Annotated in this window: 4 protein-coding genes; all 4 read left to right on the top strand. The window is 70.3% G+C overall.

Annotation, left to right across the window (positions count from 1 at the left end):
- Positions 1-83: 83 nt before the first annotated feature.
- The gene (locus AC5JJ2_RS18020; protein ID WP_495859411.1) at positions 84-1238 is read left to right on the top strand and encodes a glycosyltransferase family 87 protein; all 1155 of its coding nucleotides are present in this window, start codon (positions 84-86) and stop codon (positions 1236-1238) included.
- Positions 1220-1588, top strand: coding sequence for a hypothetical protein (locus tag AC5JJ2_RS18015; protein ID WP_495859410.1), 369 nt, complete (start codon positions 1220-1222; stop codon positions 1586-1588). Before AC5JJ2_RS18020 ends, AC5JJ2_RS18015 begins: the two co-directional genes overlap by 19 nt.
- Before the next feature lie 172 nt (positions 1589-1760).
- Complete coding sequence (locus AC5JJ2_RS18010) at positions 1761-2543, top strand: CAP domain-containing protein (protein WP_495859409.1); 783 nt, start codon at positions 1761-1763, stop codon at positions 2541-2543.
- Between the two features lie 293 nt (positions 2544-2836).
- Positions 2837-17971 (top strand): beta strand repeat-containing protein, encoded by a 15135-nt coding sequence (locus AC5JJ2_RS18005; protein ID WP_495859408.1) that lies wholly within the window; start codon positions 2837-2839, stop codon positions 17969-17971.
- Positions 17972-17994: the final 23 nt, after the last annotated feature.

Below are 17994 nucleotides of genomic sequence, written 5' to 3'. Positions count from 1 at the left end.
CCCCCCTCCCTAACCCTCCCCCCCAAGGGGGGAGGGAACAAAGCCAAGACCCGCGGACACCTTTAGTATCTTTCTTCCGTCGCTTGCCCCGCTGGGCCGTGGTCGCGTGGGTCGTCCTCGTCGCGGCCGTCGTCGGGCGGGTCGCCGTCGCGTCGCCGCGGTCGGCGACGGTCGTGCCGATCTACTTGAAGGCCGGCGAGCGGTGGCTGGCCGGGGAAAACGTCTACGCCGGCGCGTGGCCGCTGGACGTGTACCGCAACCCGCCCGGCGTCGCCGCGTTCTTCGCCCCGTGGTCGCTGCTCCCGGAAAAGACCGCCGGCGTCCTGTGGCGGCTGCTCGGCGTCGCCGTCTACCTCGCCGGCCTCGCCGCGTGGGTGCGGCATCGGCCGGAGCCGCTCGGCCCGTTCGCCGTCGTCGCGGCGGTACTCGTCATCCCCAGCTTCAACAACGGCCAGGTGAACGTCCTGCTCGTCGGCTGCCTGCTGCACGCGGCCGCGAACGTCGAGCGCGACCGCCTCTGGCGGGCCGCCGCGTGGGTCGCGTTCGCGAGTTTCTTCAAAGTCTACCCGCTCGCCGTCGGGCTGCTGTTCTGCGTCGTGAAGCCGCGGCTCGCCCTCCGGCTCGTCCCGGCGGTCGCGGCCGCCGCTGTGCTGCCGTTCCTGTGTCAGTCGCCGGGGTACGTGCTCGACATGCACCGCACGTTCGTCGCATTCGTGGAACTGGAAGGGCGGTACCGGGAAATCCTCGACCGGCCGGCGTGGGACTGGACGATGATCCCCCGCGCGTGGCTCGACGTGCGCGTCCCGGCCGCGGCGACGCAGCTGGCGTCCGCGGTCGCCGGGCTGGCGCTCGCGGCCTGCGTGTGGCTCGCGAGGCGGCGGGCGGCGGACCCGGCGGCGTTCGCGCTGGCCGTCGGGTGCGTGTGGATGACGCTGTTCGGCCCGGCCACGGAGAACGCCACGTACACGCTCGTCGCGCCGGTGGTGGCGGCGCTGTTCCTGCCCGCGCCCGTTCGTGCGTGGGCTTTCGGGGTCGTCTTCTTGTTTACCCTGCCCATCCTGCGGGGGCTGTTCCCCGGCGGCGACGTGCTGCCGATGCGGACGGCCCAGCCGACGGCGGCGATCCTGTTCCTGGTGCTACTCGTGCGAAGCCTCGCGGTTCCCCCGTCGCCGCCGCGGGTGGAAGCGTGGCGGCTCGCCGCCCGCCCGGAGGCCGTGCCGTGTCCGTCCTCGAATTGACCGACCGCGCGTTCGCCCGGTCCGACCAGCTGCTGTGGCTGTGGAACTTCTACGTCGCCGTCGTGGTGGCGACGCTCGCGGCGGCCGCGCTCGTCCCGGCCGTCCGCGAGCGGAAGCCGGTCCGCGTCGGCCTCATGGCCGGGTTCGCGTTCGTGGCCTACGCGAACCTCGAAAGCATGAGGTGGGTGCTCAAGCAGTGGGGCCTGCTGGTGGAAGCCGGCGGCCCGCCGACCGGCCCGCTCGCGGCGGTGATCGAGTCGCCGCACCCGCTCTGGGTGTTCCCGTTCCATTTGATTCTCGACGCGGCCGTGCTCGTCGCGATCTGGCGGCTGAGCCGCCGCGCCCCGTAGGGCGGGTCAAGGCTTTGCGCCGACCCGCCGACCCGCCGACGCCCCCGCTCCCCGGCGGGTCGGCGCAAAGCCTTGACCCGCCCTACGAACTCGCCTCCTGTGCGTCGGGCTCGTGCCGGCACCATTTTTGCCAATCAACAGGCCGACACGTCGCTCGACCGGGGACCCTCCCATGTACCGCTTCGTACTCGTCGTACTGCTCGCGGCCGTCGGCCCCGCCCGCGGGCAGGACGCGCCCAAAGAAGAGGTGGAGGTCATCCAGCCCCCGGCCGTTCCGGACAAGAACCCGCCGCCGGACCTGGCGAAGGTCGGCACCGCCATCCTTGAAAAGACGAACGCCCTCCGCAAGCCGGCCGGCGCGGCCGCGCTCAAGGCCAACGACAAGCTCCAGGCCGCCGCCCAGTCCTTCGCCGCGTACATGGCGAAGGAGGACCGGTACGGCCACACCGCCGACGGGACTCGCCCGGCCGACCGCGTGGCGAAGGAGAAGTACGAATACTGCCTCGTGCTGGAGAACATCGCCTACGCGTTCAGCACCGAGGGGTTCACGGCCGAGAAGCTGACGGACAAATTCATGACCGGGTGGGAGAACTCGCCGGGGCACAAGAAGAACATGCTCGACCCGGACGCGACGGAGCTGGGCGCGGCCGTGGCCCGGAGCGAGAAGACGGGGCACTACTACGCGGTGCAGGTGTTCGGGCGGCCGAAGGCGGACGCGATCGCGTTCGAGGTCGAGAACACGGCCGAGGAGGCGGTCGAGTACACGGTCGGCGACCAGTCGTACAAGCTCGACCCGCGGGTCACGCGGACGCACGCCGTCTGCCGCCCGCCGACGGTAACGTTCCGGTGGCCCGGCACGAAGCCGGACGCACCGGGCGAGGCCGTGAAGCCGACGACCGGGCAGAAGCTGACGGTCGCGAAGGCCGGCGACAAGTGGGCCGTCACGACGAAGTGACGGCCCGCGGTCGCGGTTTACAACCCAGTTTCCCACCCTCCCCAGATTGCGACCGACAGCGGAGTTTCGACCCCGCGGGGGATACGGCCGGGGTTCAATTTTTCAGTCGGGGGTCCGCGGCCGGAAAATGCCGGGATAATTTCCCGCCGTCCTCCATCGCCACTTGCAACCGTGTGTTAGAGACACGACAGCCCACGTTCCGTAGTCGCCCTCGTTGAGTTCGCGCGTGAATTAGGAGCGATGCACGTACCGCGGGTTGCCTCCATCCCTCGAACGCAATCGAGCCGCGGTCCATGCTTCGCCCATTCCGCCGGTCCCACCGTCCCCCCCCGTCTTCCAAGAAGTACAAGCCTCGGCCGTTCGCGCGGCTCGACCTCGACGTACTGGAGGACCGCAGCCTCCTGGCCGTCACGTCGGCGCTGAGCGGCGGCGTGCTGACGGTCACGCTCAACGCGACGGACGACGCCGCCACGCTCGCCGTCTCCGGGTCGGACATCACCGTCACCGGCGGCACGACGGCCAGCTACGCCATCGCGTCCGTCAACTCGATCAACGTCCTCGGCACGACCGGCGACACGCAGACCGTCACGATCAACGCCGGCGTCACGCTGCCGGGCACGTTCACCGCGAGCGCCGTCGAGACGGTCGCGTTCGGCGGCGGCGTCACGTTCGGGGCGCGGTCCACGCTCGTCTCGCACGCGATGGCCGTGACCGGCGCGCACGCGATCACCGTCGGGGCCGGGGCGACGCTGCACACGCGGTCCTTCACCGGCGACGTGCTGACCGGTGACTCGACCGCGAACTCCGGCGGGCTGTCGTTCGCCGCCAAGTCGATCACCGTCGGGGCCGGCGCACGCATCCTCACGCACGCCTCGACCGGGTTCCAGGCCGGGGACATCGCGCTGCGGGCGAAGGACCAGCGGCTCGACCTATCGATGGTCCCGTTCTTCAACGACAAGCAGACGACCGCCACGGTCAGCATCGACGCGAACGCCGTGCTGAAGGGCCGCAACATCACGCTCACGACGGAGGCCGACTCGTCGCGGTTGTCCTTGTGGGACCTGGCGAAGTTCGCCGTCAGCCCGCCGACGCTGCCGAGCCAGACGATCACCACCGGCCTCGACTTCGTGCCGGGGGCCGCGGACGCGAGCAGCGGGCCGATGATTACCCGGTCGTCGGGCAGCTGGGCGACGGACGGGTTCGCGGCGGACAAGACGATCTTCGTCTCCGGCACGCCGGACGGAAAGAACGACGGCACGTACGACGTGGCCGAGGTCTCCGCGGACGGCAAGTCGCTCGTCCTCGTCACGTCGAACGCCCTCCGCGAGCAGTCGGTCGCGGCCGGCACGGGCGTGAAGGTCGGCGGCGTGAACACCGACCTGGCCCCCGGCGACGTGCAGTTCGTGGCCGTGGACCGCGACGGCAACGCCGTCTCCAGCCCGCAGAAGCAGAGCGACATCCAGAAGAGCGCCGCCCCGCCGGTGAGCTGGAACCCGGTCCTCGACTTCCTCGGCGGGCTGCCGCGGCCGGTGCAGGTGTCGCTCACGACGGTGACGGCGAAGACCACCATCGGCGACGGCGCGACCATCGACGCGACCGGGAACGTCGAGATCACGTCGAAGGCCGTCGGCAAGACGGCGTCCAGCCTGCCGTCGGTCGTGTTCGGCGTCAGCTGGGCCGAGTCGGACGTGCAGGCCCACTCGATGATCGGCAAGGCGACGCTCACCGCGGCCGGGTCGCTGACGCTCACGTCCGAGGTCGAGAACGAACTCGAGGCCGAGATCGAGGTCCTCGGCGGGTCGGTCGTCAGCCCGCTGACCGGCGACCCGGTGCAAATCCCCGGCCCGTCGATCGCGATCACCGTGGCCCGCGGCAACACCGTCTCCCGCGCCGAGACGGCCGACGGCACGGTCATCACCGCCGGCGGCGTGACGGTCGGCGCGACGATGGCCAACAAGTTCGTCAACGAGGCGTCCGCGAAGACCTCGCAGGCGAAGTCGCTGGCCGGGTCGATCGGCGTCGTCGTGGCGAACCACAGCGAAGAGGCGACCGCCACCCTCCGCGGCACGGTCACGTCCGACGGCGACGTGGAGGTGACCGCGACCGGCGAGAACCAGGCCGTCGAGAACCGCGTCGAGGCGTCCGTCAATAACGAGGACCCGGAGTCGTCCGGCGGCTCGACGCTCGACGCGTTCAACTCGATCCGCGAGTTCCTCTCGGACGCGAAGGACAAGAACCAGGACGACAAGTCCGAGAACGACCAGTCGCAGGAAGGCGAGTCCGGCACGACGCTCCAGATCGCCGGCGGCGTCGTCATCGCGTTCAGCGACCTCACGACGAAGGCCAGCGTCGGCGACAACGCGGTCGTCACCGTCAACGGCGGGAAGCTGGTCGTCGCGGCGGAGAGCGAGAGCGCCCCGCAGGCGTCTGCGGTCGGGTCGGCGGAGGCGAACTCGAAGTACGCCGTCGGCGGCGCGTTCATCTACGCCGACTACTCCGTGGACACGCAGGCGTGGATCGGCGCGAAGGCGACGGTCAACGTCGATCGGGAGATCGAGGTCACGGCCGCGAGTTCGCAGATCGGCGGGTTCCCGGTCAGCGTCGGCGACTTCGTCGGCGGCCTCCTCGGCCTGCGGGACACCGGGCTGCCGTGGGTCAGCGACGGCAGCACCACGAGCTTCGACAAGGCGCTCGAGAAGAGCAGCGACTTCGTGGACGCGATCCAGGGGATACTGGAGAAGGGCCAGGCCCTCTACGAGGACCAGGACTACTCGAGCATCCTGCAAGAGTTCGCGTCGTCGTTCGTGTCCGCGTCGGCCCAGCCGGGCGAGGTGAAGGACGGGAACGGCAACACCCAGGGCAAGAGCTACGCCGCGTCCGGCAACTTCGACCTGGTGTTCGCCAAGAGCCACGCCACGGCGTGGATCGGCGAGGGGGCGACGATCAACGCGAACACGCCGAACGCGGAGGCGACGCAATCGGTCAAGGTCGAGGCGACGACGGAGGCGAAGTCGCTGACGTTCGGCGGGTTCAAGGGGCAGGGCAGCCCGTTCGACTACACGAGCGCAGGCGGGGAGGGGGCCATCGGCGGCGTGTACGCCCACCACGACCACGACATGCTGGCGAAGGCGTACGTCGCCGACGGCGTGCGGATCGACGCGAAGGCCGACGTGGAGGTGAACGCCGAGAACGACCTCATCGTCATCGCGTGGGACTTCGCCGGGGCGAGCGGCAAGGGGTTCGGCGTGCAGGGGACGTTCACCGTCACCCCCGTGACCGGCACGACGCACGCGTACATCGAGGACACGGCCGTCGTCAACGCCGGCGGCAACCTGACCGTGGCCGCGGCCGCGGACAACCTGTTCATCACGTTCACGGGGGCGCTCGCCGAGTCGCAGAAGATCGCCGTCGGCGCGGGCCTCGGGTACTTCGACCTGGACGTGGACACGAAAGCCTTCGTCGGCAACGTCACGACGAGCGCCACGTACACGACGGCCGGCACGGTCACCGTCGGCGGCGACGCCGCCGTGACCGCGGCGAGCGATTCCTTGAACGTGGTCGTGGCCGTGTCCGGGGCGCTGTCGCGGACGCCGGGCGAGCCGGAGCCGGAGCCGCCGCCGTCCCTGGAGGACGTGCTGGACGACGGGGCGACGCTGACGAACCTGTTCGCCGACCCGGACGAGAGCCAGCCGACGAACACGAAGCAGCAGAGCGGCGCGACCCAGGGGGACAACGCGAAGAAGACGACCGGGTTCGGCCTGTCCGCGTCGCTCGGGTTGAACCTCGTGTCGTCCGTCACCTACGCCGGGATCGACGGCGTGACGGTGACGGTGACCGGCAACCTCGGCGTGGACGCGAAGTCGGACGAGCTGTACGTCGTGGCCACCGGCGCGGCGAGCCTGAACCTGAACGCGAAGGCCGACTCGTCGATCGCGCTGGCCGGGGCGGTGTCGTGGAACGACCTCGACCGGGACGTGATCGCGAAGGTCAACAACGCGACGATTTCCGCGGCGGACGTGAGCGTGACGGCCGCGGCCGAGAACCTGCTCGTGTCCGTGACGGCGGGGGCCGCCGTCACCAGCCCGGCGCAGAAGTCCGGCAGCTCCGTCGGCATCGCCGGGTCCGCGAACATCAACGACCTGGACACGACCGTCTCCGCCACCGTCATCGGCACGACGAAGATCACCGCGACCGGCGACGTGACCGTCGCCGCGGCCAACGACATGATCGTCGTGTCGATCGCCGGCTCGATCGGCGTCTCGCAGCGGGCCGGGATCGGGGCCGCGTTCGACTTCGGGTTCACGGCCCAGACGGTGGAAGCCCGCGTCGCGGACAACGTCACGATTTCCGCCGACGGCGACGTGTCGATCACGGCCGACAACTCGGCGGCGTTCGTCTCCATCGGGGCGAGCATCGCGGCCGGCGTCGGCACGAAGGGGACGCCGCTCGGCCTCGCCGGGTCCGCGTCGTGGACGAACTACACCACGACCGTGGCCGCCGCCGTCGGGAACGGCGCGAAGGTCACGGCCGGCGGCGACATGAAGGTGCTGGCCGACGAGGAGCTGTTCGCCTTCGGCCTCGGCGGGGCGGCGGCGCTCAGCAGCGGCGCGGCGGTCGGGGCCGCGGTCGCCGGGTTGAACATCTCCCGCACCGTCACCGCGACCATCGGCAACAACGCGACGATCTCCGTCGCCGGTTCGACGGCCGCCGGGGACCACGGGCTGTTCGTCGGGGCGACGACGGCCGACTCGCTCTACCTGTTCGGCGCGGGCGGGGCGGTCGGCACGAAGAGTCTCGCCCTCGCCGGGTCGCTCTCGCTGCTCATCGACAACACGACGACGACCGCCAGCATCGGCAGTTCCACGACCGTCAGCCAGCCGGCGGGCCTGTCCGACCACACGATGTCCGTGTTCGTGACGGCCGACCACGACTCCAGCGTGCTGACCGTGGCCGGGGCGTTCGCCCTCGGCAAGTCGGCCGGTATCGGGTTCGGCGTCGTCGTGATGCCGATGACGCACGTGGTCACCGCGAGCATCGCGAGCAGCGCGTCCGTGAGCGCGAACGACGACGTGCGCGTGCGGGCGTTCCACGCCTTCGACACGGACACGGTGGCGGCGGCCCTCTCCGGCGGGATCAGCGGCGTCGGCGTCGCCGGGGCCGGCGCGATCCTGCCGCTCAACTTCACCACGACGGCGACCGTCGGCACGTCCGCCGTGCTGCGGGCGAACGGGAACATCGTCGTCACCGCGGACAGCGAGTTCGACGAACTCGGCATCGCCGGGCAAGGGGCGTTCAGCGCGGGCGGCACCGCCGTCGGCGTGTCGAACGTCACGACGGTGCGGACCGAGACGGTGCGGGCCGAGGTCGGCAACTTCGCCTCGCTGACGGCCCTCGGCAACAAGGGGACGTTCGCGGCCGCGGACGACGCGGCGTCGCCGAAGAACGTGCGCGGGCTGATCGTCACCTCCACGCTCGACGACGACATCATCGCCGTCGCGGCCGGGGCGGCCGGCGGCGCGAGCGGGACCGGCGTCGCCGGGTCCGCGGCCGTCACCGTGCAAACGACGAACGTGGTCGCGCGGCTCGGGACCGGCGTTTCCGTGAACGCGAACCCGGCCGACCGCACGGCGGCGAACGCGGCCCAGGACGTGTACCTGTACGCCGAGCACCTGGCCGACTTCGCCGGCGCGGGCGGCGGGGCCGGGTTCGGCTCGTCCGGCGGCGTCGGGGTCGGCGTCGATGTCGGCACGATCAACCGCACCACGCAGGCGATCATCGACGGCAGCGCGAACGTCTACGCGAAGGGCGACGTGTACGTCCGGGCGGTGGCCGGCGGCGACTGGATTTCCGTGGCCGCGTCCCTCGGCGGCGGCGGCACGGCCGGCATCGCCGGGTCCGCCAGCATTCAGGTCCACACCATCACGACGCAGGCCCGCATCGGCAACCTGGCCACCGTCTACGCCGTCGGCAACGTCGTCGTCACGGCGAAGGACGAGCTGCAAATCGACGGCGTCGCCGGGCAGATCAGCATCGGCGGCACGGCCGGCGTCGGCGGGTCGGTCCCGGTCGTCGTCGTCACGAAGACGACGGACGCCAGCATCGGCAACAACGCCGTCATCGACGCCCTCGGCAACACGAGCGCGTTCCAGGCCCACGTCGCCCCGCCGAGCGTCTCGTTCACCGACCCGCTGTTCTTCGGCACGAGCGCCGTCAGCGCGACGAACAACACGGTCAACCTCGGGTACGCCCACGGGTTCCAGACCGGCGACTCGGTCACGTACTGGGCGAACGGCGGGACCGACATCGGCGGGCTGAGCAACGGCGGCACGTACTACGCCGTCGTCGTGGACGCGACCACGATCAAGCTCGCGACCTCCGAGGCGAACGCGAAGGCCGGCACGGTCATCGACCTGACGAGCGCCGGGACCGGCACGCAGCAATCCATCACCGCCTACGGCGAGGTCGCGGCCCCGGCCGTGAACAACTCCAGCGCCACCGGCGACCAGCTCACGAAGCAGCGGAAGCTGTCCCTCGGCTCCACCGGCGTCCGCGGCGTGGTCGTGTCATCGATCTCGATCGACGACTACGCCACCTACGGCATCAGCGGCGGCGGCGGCGGCACGGTCGGCGTGCAAATCGTCGCGTCCGTCAGCATCCCGACCATCACCACGACCGCGACCGTCGGGACCGGGGCGCAGATCAACCAGGCCGACACCGGCGCGAACGCGGGACAGTCGGTCAACATTGCCGCCATCGCGGACTACGACCGCCTCGGCATCGGCGGGTCGCTCGCCATCGGCGGCACGGCCGGCATCGCCCCGCTCGCGGACGTGCTGGTTTCCAAGCACACGACGAAGGCCGTGATCGGCGCGAACGCGAGCGTCGGGGCGGAGCGCGACATCAACGTCACCGCGGACGCCTCGGAAGAAGTGCGGGCGTTCGTCATCGGCGTGGCCGGCGCGGGCACGGCCGCGGTCGCCGGGTCGGTCGGCGTCATCGTGCTGAAGACGCAGACGCAGGCGATCCTCGACCTCGGCGTGACGGCGTTCGCCGGCGGCAACGTGATCGTCGCGGCGAACGACCAGACGGACGCCACCGTCGTCGTCGGTTCCGTCGCCCTCGGCCTCGGCGCGGCCGGCGTCGGGGCGTCGGTCAACGTGTCGGTGATCGAGAAGGACACGCTCGCCCGGATCGCCAACGACGCGAAGGCGACGGCCCTGGCGAACGGCAGTAGCGTCAACGCCTACACCGGCGACGGCGTCACGAAGGCCGCGGTCGAAGGCGTCATCGTCCAGGCCGTGTCGGACGAGGACATCCTGAACGTCGTCGTCGCCGGCGGGGCCGGGCTGTACGCCGGCGTCGCCGGGGCGGTGAACGTCAACGTGCTGACGGCGAACACCGTCGCGCAGGTCGGCGGCAACGTCACCATCAACGGGTCCGGCACGGCCGACGCGGATCAGTCGTTCATCGTCGCGGCCATCGACAAGCTCGACCTGGATGTCGTGGGCGGGGCGGCCGGCCTCGGCGCGGCGGGCGTCGCCGGGAGCGTCGATGTCGGCGTCATCCGCAGCAACACGAACGCGAGCGTCGGCGCGGGCACGGCGGCGAAGGCGACGAAGGACATCTCCATCGGCTCCGCCGCGGTCCGGGACGTGGATTCCGTCATCATCGGCGCGAGCGGCGGCCTCGGCGCGCTGGCCGCGTCCGTGGCCGTGTACTCGTTGTACGCCACGGTCGATACCGCCTCGAAGAACTCGCTCAACGGCAGCGGCGGGAACAACGGCGCGACCTACGCCGACAGCGCGACGAGCACGAGCGTCATCTCGAACGGCCTGGGCGGGTACAACCAGTCGAGCACGTTCGAGGGCGGCAAGCAGCTCGCCGCCACCGGGAACAGCGCGAAGACCTCCGTGGTGAACGCCTCGCCGAGCGGCCTCGCGGCCGGGGCCGTGAACGCGACCGTCACGCCGTCCGGCACGTCCGCCACCGTCGGCACGGGGACGCTCCTCCAGGCCGGCGGGAACGTCTCCGTGCTGACGAGCGACAGCGTGGCCATCGACGCGACGACCGGCAGCATCGCCGTCGGCGCGGCCGGGATCGGCGCGGGCGTCACCTACGTCACCGTCGGCGGGCAGTCGCTCGCGACGATCGGCGACAACGCCACGCTGATCGGCACCAACGTGAAGGTGTCCGCCGGGTACGGCGGCGACGCGGACGCGCGGGCCTACGGCGGCGGGGCCGGCGGGTTCGTCGGCGTCGGGGCGCAAGTCGCCATCCTCACCGACCAGCACAACGAGACGGCGAGCGTCGGCAACGGCGTCACCGTCACCGCGACGACGAAGTTCACCCAGTCCGCCACCGGCACGCGGACGCTCGACACGTCGAACGCGGGCGGCGGCGTCTCGGCCGGGTTCTCCGCCGGCGCGTCCTACGCGCAGATCGACGCGAAGGGCACGGCGGCCGCGACCTACGGCACGGGCGGCAAGGTCACCGCCGGGACCGGCGGCGTTTCCATCACGTCCTCGTCCACCATCGCCACCGACGCGAACGCCGTCGGCGTGGCGGCCGGGGCGGTGGCGATCAACCTGACGCTCGCTGAGGTGAAGGTGTCCGGCGGCGCGACCGCGACCGTCGGGTCCGGCACGAAGGTCACGTCCGCCGGGGACATGACCGTCACCGCGACGTACACGTCCACGACCGACCTCGACGCCGTCGGCGTCACCGGGGCCGTCTTCAGCGTCGGCGCGATGGACGTGAAGTACACCGACACGTCGTTCACCACGGCCGCGCTCAACGGCATCGGCACGTCCGCTATTTCGGGGAACATTACCGTCCTGGCGTCCGCGGACAACACGGTCACGCTGGACGCGGTCGGCACGTCCGTCGGCGGCGTCGCCGGCAACGGGGCGGGCGTCACCGTCGTCGCCGGCCCGACCGTCAACGCGACGGCGACCTCGACCGGCGTGGTCACCGCGGGCAAGTCGATCTCCGTCGTCGGCCGGGCCGGCGGCGAGTTCGACGCGGACACGACCGGCGTGAACGTCGGCGGCGTCGCCGTCGGCGTGTCGATCATCTCCATCGGCTGGACGCCGAACGTGTCGGCGACCGTCGGGGCCGGGTCCACGTTCGCGGCTGCGGAAGACCTGACCGTCCGCTCGTTCATCAACCACGACGCGGCCGGGAACGCCCAGACCGGGAAGACGGTGGACGTCGGCGTCGTCGCGGTCGCCGGCGGGCTGGCGGCCGGCAGCGCCGCGGTCGTCGCCGTCAACATGAAGACGACGACGGCCACTACCATCGGGACCGGGGCGTCGCTGTCCGCGACGAACAGCCTGCGGGTCGGCAGCGACCAGCGGACGCGGACGGACGTGAACCTGACGGCCGTGAACGTCGGGTTCGTCGCCGGCGGGGCCGTGTTCGGCGACGTGCGGGTCCACGCCAGCTCCACCGTCACGCTGCCGGACTCCACGTTCGCCGCCGCCACGCGACTGGCCGGCGGCCGCGGCGTGACGGTGAAGGCCGGGTTCGACCACGGCGGCCGGGCGAACGTCCGCGGCGGGGCCGGCGGGCTGTTCGGCGCGGCCGCCGGGGCGCGGTTCAACTACGAACTCTCCGGCCCGGACACCGCCAGCAACACGGACACCCTCCCGCTCACCGTGTCCGTCGGGAAGAACGCCGTGATCTCGTCCGCCGGGACGACGGACATCGGCACGTTCCACCGCATCGACTTCGAGAGCGACAGCTTCCTCGCCGGCATCGGCGGCCTCGGCACGGCCGTGAACAGCGACCTGACCACGATCTCCCACGTGAACGCGGCCGTCACGATCGGCGAGAGCGCCAAGATCGGCACGCGGAACCTGCGGATCAGCACCGACCAGAACGTCCGGAGCGACACGGACACGGACGCGCAAGCCTACGCCGGCCTCGGGGCGTCCACGAACACGGACAGCACGTCCCGGTACTACGCCACGAACGCGGTGACGGTCAACACGGGGGCGGTCATCGTCGCGACCGGGGCGGCGACCGTCGAGAACGCGAACGGCAACGTCTACGTCCGGGCCGACTCCTACGCCCGCGGCGTGTCGTTCGTCGCGGACGTGGAGGCGAACTCCCACGGCACGCGGCGGATGAACAACTCCGTCACCGTCGCCAGCGGCACGGAGATCATCACCCCGCGGCTCGCCGTGCAGTCGCTGCGGCCGACCGGCGGGTTCGATGTGACGGCCGATTCCACGAACGTCAGCGCCGTCGGGTTCTTTATCTCCATCTGGAACGCCATCACCGGCGGGAACGTCGGCCGGAACACGTACCGCGACGGCAACGAGGGCGGCGACCTGGTGAACCTGAACGCGGCCATCACCCTCGGCTCGCCGCGGAACGTGCAGCTCTACATCGACGCGAACGGCGGCATCACGAAGCAGAACTGGCCGACGGTCGTGATCGAGCCGACGCGGATCGTCGTGGACGACATCTTCACCGCCCAACCCGAGCGGCTCGACGTCCGCGCCCCGAACGGGGTCACGATGGGGGCCTCGACCGTCACCTACGGCCCGATGGAAACGATCACCATCGAGAACGCGTCGAAGCGGACGCTCTTCCTGCGGAACATCGACACGTATAGCAACGGCATCAACACGCCGGTCTACAACCACGAGGGCGGCACCCGGACCTGGACGTACACCGAGTCGAAGTCCACCGTGACGAACGGCGAGAACACGGTCGTCAACATCCGCAACACGGCCGTCGGGACGGCGACCGGCTACGACGTGCAACTGTCCGGCCGCATCGACGTGGTGGCCGGGACGGTCAACGTCACCGCGAACGGCGGCGACGTGTACTCGATGAGCGCGAACGGGTACATCAACTCGCGGGCCGTCACCCTGAACGCGACGGCCGGCTCGCTCGGCAAGGACGCGACGCCGATCTTCATCCGCACGCCGGAACAGGCGAACACGGCCCTCCCGGTCGGCATCCAGAGCGCCCACGGCGAGACGGGCGGCCACCTGAACGTGAACGTCACGTCGCCGACGGCGTCCGCGTTCAGCTACCGGCTGCAGAACATCACGAGCAACACCGGCACGATGAAGATCGTCGCCAACGAGGGGAGCAAGGTCGCGCGGGGGATCACGACCGAGGTGCAACTCTCCAACGGGACCGCGTACCAGGGCACGGTCCTCGGCCTGCTGACGTTCGACCCGGCGAACGCCGCGCAGTTCAGCGCCGCGAACGACACCATTACGCTGCCGTTCGCCCACGGGCTGACGACCGGCGACCGGGTGACGTACCAGCCGATCGGGTTCTTCCCGGTCGGCGGGATCGTCCCGTGGGTCGAGCGGGAAGTGAAGGTCATCGACGCGAAGACGATCCAGTTCAGCACCGCGTTCGACACGAACAACGTCAGCACCGCGAAGGACACGATCTCGTTCGCCACGCCGCACGGCATCCAGACCGGCGAGGCGGTCGTGTACGACAAGAACGGCGGCACGGCCGTCGGCGGGATGACCAGCGGCACGACGTACAACGCCTGGGCCTACGACGACACCACCGTCCAGCTCTACGACTCGGCGGCGAACGCGGGGGCGACCGGTAACAAGTTCTTCGCCAACGCCGTCCAGCACATCAAGAACCCCGGCTATGACGCGAAGGCCACGTCCGGCCTCGCGACGCTGGAGTACCTCGACGTGATCGCGATGTCCGCGGTGAACACGTTCACGACCGGCACGAAGATCCAATACTGGACGCACGACTCGAACGCCCTCCGGCTCTGGACCGGAACGGGTACGGGCGTGAAGTACTGGACGAACACGCTGAGCTACGAGCCGAGCCTGAAGTCCACGAACCCGGACGTGAAGTACGCCATCGGCGACCAAGACGACCCGGCGAACCCGAACGAGGATTACACCAGCACCGCGGCGGCCAACGACTCGAACTACGTAACCCTGCCGACGCTGACGTACTTCTACGCCGTCGAGGTCCCGAACCCGGACGGCAAGGAAGAGTACAAGGGCCTGATCGCCCTCGCGTCCTCGGCGCAGGACGCGACGGACGGCGTGCTGACGAAGCTCACGACGCCCGCGGCGCAGTCGCAGGAACTGCACTACCTCCGCTCGACGGCCGGCCTCGTCAACATCACGTCCGCCCCGACGAACCAGCCGCAGGCGCTCCGGTCGGACCTGACCGCGCCGGCCGTCCCTGGCGCTACGCTCCACATCATCGACACGAACGGCGTGTACGTCCAGGACGCGAAGGGGGCCGTCACCCGCGTCACCCGGACCGACGTGCGGTCGATCCGCGAGGTCGTCGCCGAGACGCTGACGACCCCGGCCGGCACGACGACGACCGTGAACCTCGGCGCGATCACGTCCACGGCCGGCAGCGTCCTCGTCGAGGTCGGCACGAGCAGCGGCTTCGACACGGAAGCCGTCATCGTCGATACGCTCAGCGCCGCGGCCGGGACGTTCAAGGTCGAGGTGGACGGCGGGTCGCTGACGAACGGCACGGCGAACACGAACTTCGTCGCGAACGTCCTGGACCTGACGACGTGGGACAACATCGGCAGCGCGACGACGCCGATCACCGGGAAGGTGCAGTTCTTCACCGCCGTGGCCGGGAAGTCCGGGACCGGCGGCATCTGGTTCGAGAACACCGGCAAGCTCACCCTCCGGGAGATGAGCGCCGTCAACGACATCAGCGTGACCGTCGTGGACCTGGCGACGGCCGGCGACGACCTGTACGTGGACGCGAACTTCACCATCCAATCGACGACCGGCACGGTCGAGCTGAAGGCCGGGGACAAGCTGTACGTGCCGGACGACGCGAAGGTGAACGGGCCGGGCGGCGTGAACCTGTACGTCAACTACGGCAACGCCGAGGGGACGGCCGGCGTCATCGACCTCCGCGGGCTGTACAGCAGCACGATCGTGAACATCTTCGGCAACGCGAACACGATCGACACGATCCTCGACGACAACGACATGAACTTCGAGATCGGCGACGGCTACCTCCGCCGGTACGCGGGCAAGACGCTCGACATGGAGTTCCGGCTGTTCAACGTGACCGGCGACCACTTCGACCTGACGACCGGCGGCCTCGACAACACGATCACCGTGACCGACTGGACGGGGACCGGGATCATCGACGCCGGGGCCGGGATCAACAAGATCGTCGCGGTCAACGACGCGGACTTCGACCTCGGCGACGTGACGTTTAGCCGCAGCGGGCACGGGGACATCACGTTCGTCAACGGCACCATCGAGCGGGCGCGGCTGGTCGGCGGCACGTCGGACAACGCCTTCACCGTCACCAACTGGACCGGCCAGGCGTCGCTCGACGGGGCGGGCGGCAGCGACACGCTCGCGGACGTGAACGACGTGAACTACACGCTGTCCGACTCGTTCATGGGCCGCTCGACGGCCGGGTCGTTCAACCTGTGGAACTTCGAGCGGGCGGAGCTGACCAGCGGCGGCCTCGACAACCGGTTCGAGGTCAGCGAGTGGACCGGGATCACGGTGCTCGACGGCGGGGCCGGGATCAACACCGTCGCGTCCGTCCGGGACGGGAACTACAAGCTGTCGGACGCCGAACTCGTCCGCACCATCGGCGGGACCACCGCCGGCGACTTCGACCTGACGAACGTGACGAAGGCGGTGCTCATCGGCGGCGAGTCGGACAACACGTTCGCCGTCAGCGGGTGGACCGGCACCGCGAAGCTCGTCGGCACGACCGGCATCGACCGGGTGCTGACGGCCGCCGACGGCGACGGCTACCTGACGGCCGACTTCCTCACCCGCGCCGACGGCGGGCAGTTCTCCCTCCAGACGATCGAGACGGCCGTGATGATCGGCGGGGCCGGGAGCAACGCCTTCCTGATTGAAGGGTGGGCCGGCAGCGTCAGCGTGGACGGCGGCGGCGGCGGCGACAAGCTCATGGTGAACGCGAACACCGACTACACGCTCACCGCGTCGTCCATCAAGCTGGCGAACGGCACGAACATCAACGTCGCGAACCTGACGAAGGTGACGCTCAACGGCGGGGTCGAGGACAACACGTTCGTCATCGAGGAGCAGCCGGACTTCTTCACCGTGATCCACGGGTTCGGCGGGGACAACCAGGTGATCGTCAGCGCCGACGCCGACTTCAACCTGACCGGCTCGAACCTCGCGCTCGACGGGACGGACCGCTACCACCTGGCGGACGTGAACCGGATCAGCCTCGTCGGCACGCAGGCGGACACCAACTTCGTCATCGACGGGTGGGCCGGCGACCTGGCGGTCCACGGCGGGAAGGGGACGGACACGGTCAGCGTCGTCGGCGACGCGAACTTCTCCCTCACCGGCGGGGCGATCAACCTCGGGACCGGGAAGACGGTCAACCTGTACGGCGTCGAGAACGCGAAGTTGTACGGCGGCGCGGGCGACAACCGGTTCGAGGTCATCGACTGGGCCGGCGGCGTCACGATCTACGGCGGCGGCGGGCAGGACGTGGTGACGACCGTGGTGGCGAAGAACGTCACGCTCACGGACGGCAGCCTGCCGGCGCAGGACGGGCCGAGCATCGGCCTCGTCGGCGTGGAGCGGGCCGTGCTGATCGGGCTGCCGGGCCAGGACCACGCCTTCTACGTCCAGAACTACACCGGCGACGTGTCCGTCCACGGCAGCGGGACCGGGTTCGACCGGCTCGTCGTCACGTCGGCCGGGTCGTTCGCCCTGGAGCAGGGCCACCTCGTCCTCGGGACCGGCGGCACGATCGACTTCACCGGCATCGACGCGACCGTCCTCCGCGGCGTGGCGACGGCGCAGAACGCGTTCTACGTCGGGGCGGGGACCGGGGACGTGTCCGTCGTCGGCGGGAACACGGGCCTGGACGAGATCACCGTCGTCGCGGACACGGACTTCGTGCTGGACGACTCCGCGATCCAGCTCGGCGACGGCACGACGATCACGCTCGACGGGGTGACGAAGGCCACGCTCGTCGGCGGGGCCGGGGACAACACGTTCGACGTGAGCGGGTGGACCGGGCACGCCGTCCTCGACGGCGGGGCCGGGCACGACACGGTCGTGTCGAGCAACGACGCCGACTTCGTGCTCACCCGCGACACGCTCCAGCGGTCCGACGGCGCGGTCTTCTCGCTCGTCGGCATCGAGACGGTGAACCTGACCGGCGGAAGCGGCGATAATTCGTTCATCGTGGAAGAATGGGCGGGCGGCGTGAACCTCGACGGTGGTGTGGGGAATGACGACTACCGCGTCGTGCTCGACGGGGCGGGCGGGGCGTCCGCGGTCAACATTTCGGACACCGGCACTGTCGGAACCGACACCCTGACCGTCGTGGTCCCGCCGGCCGCGACCCCGCTCGTCACGCTCCACGGCGTCTGGCTCGGCGACGACTCGGTCACGCACTTCGGGGTCGAAGATTTTGTTTTGATTTGACCCAAATTGCCCATTTCCGTGTT

Source organism: Limnoglobus sp., assembly GCF_059499385.1.
This window is presented reverse-complemented; position numbering and strand designations above follow the sequence as displayed.

What these genes read in the sequence shown, in the direction of transcription:
- AC5JJ2_RS18010 (WP_495859409.1), top strand. Translation starts at nt 1,761, where the DNA reads ATGTACCGCTTCGTACTCGTCGTACTGCTCGCGGCCGTCGGCCCCGCC.
- AC5JJ2_RS18005 (WP_495859408.1), top strand. Translation starts at nt 2,837, where the DNA reads ATGCTTCGCCCATTCCGCCGGTCCCACCGTCCCCCCCCGTCTTCCAAG.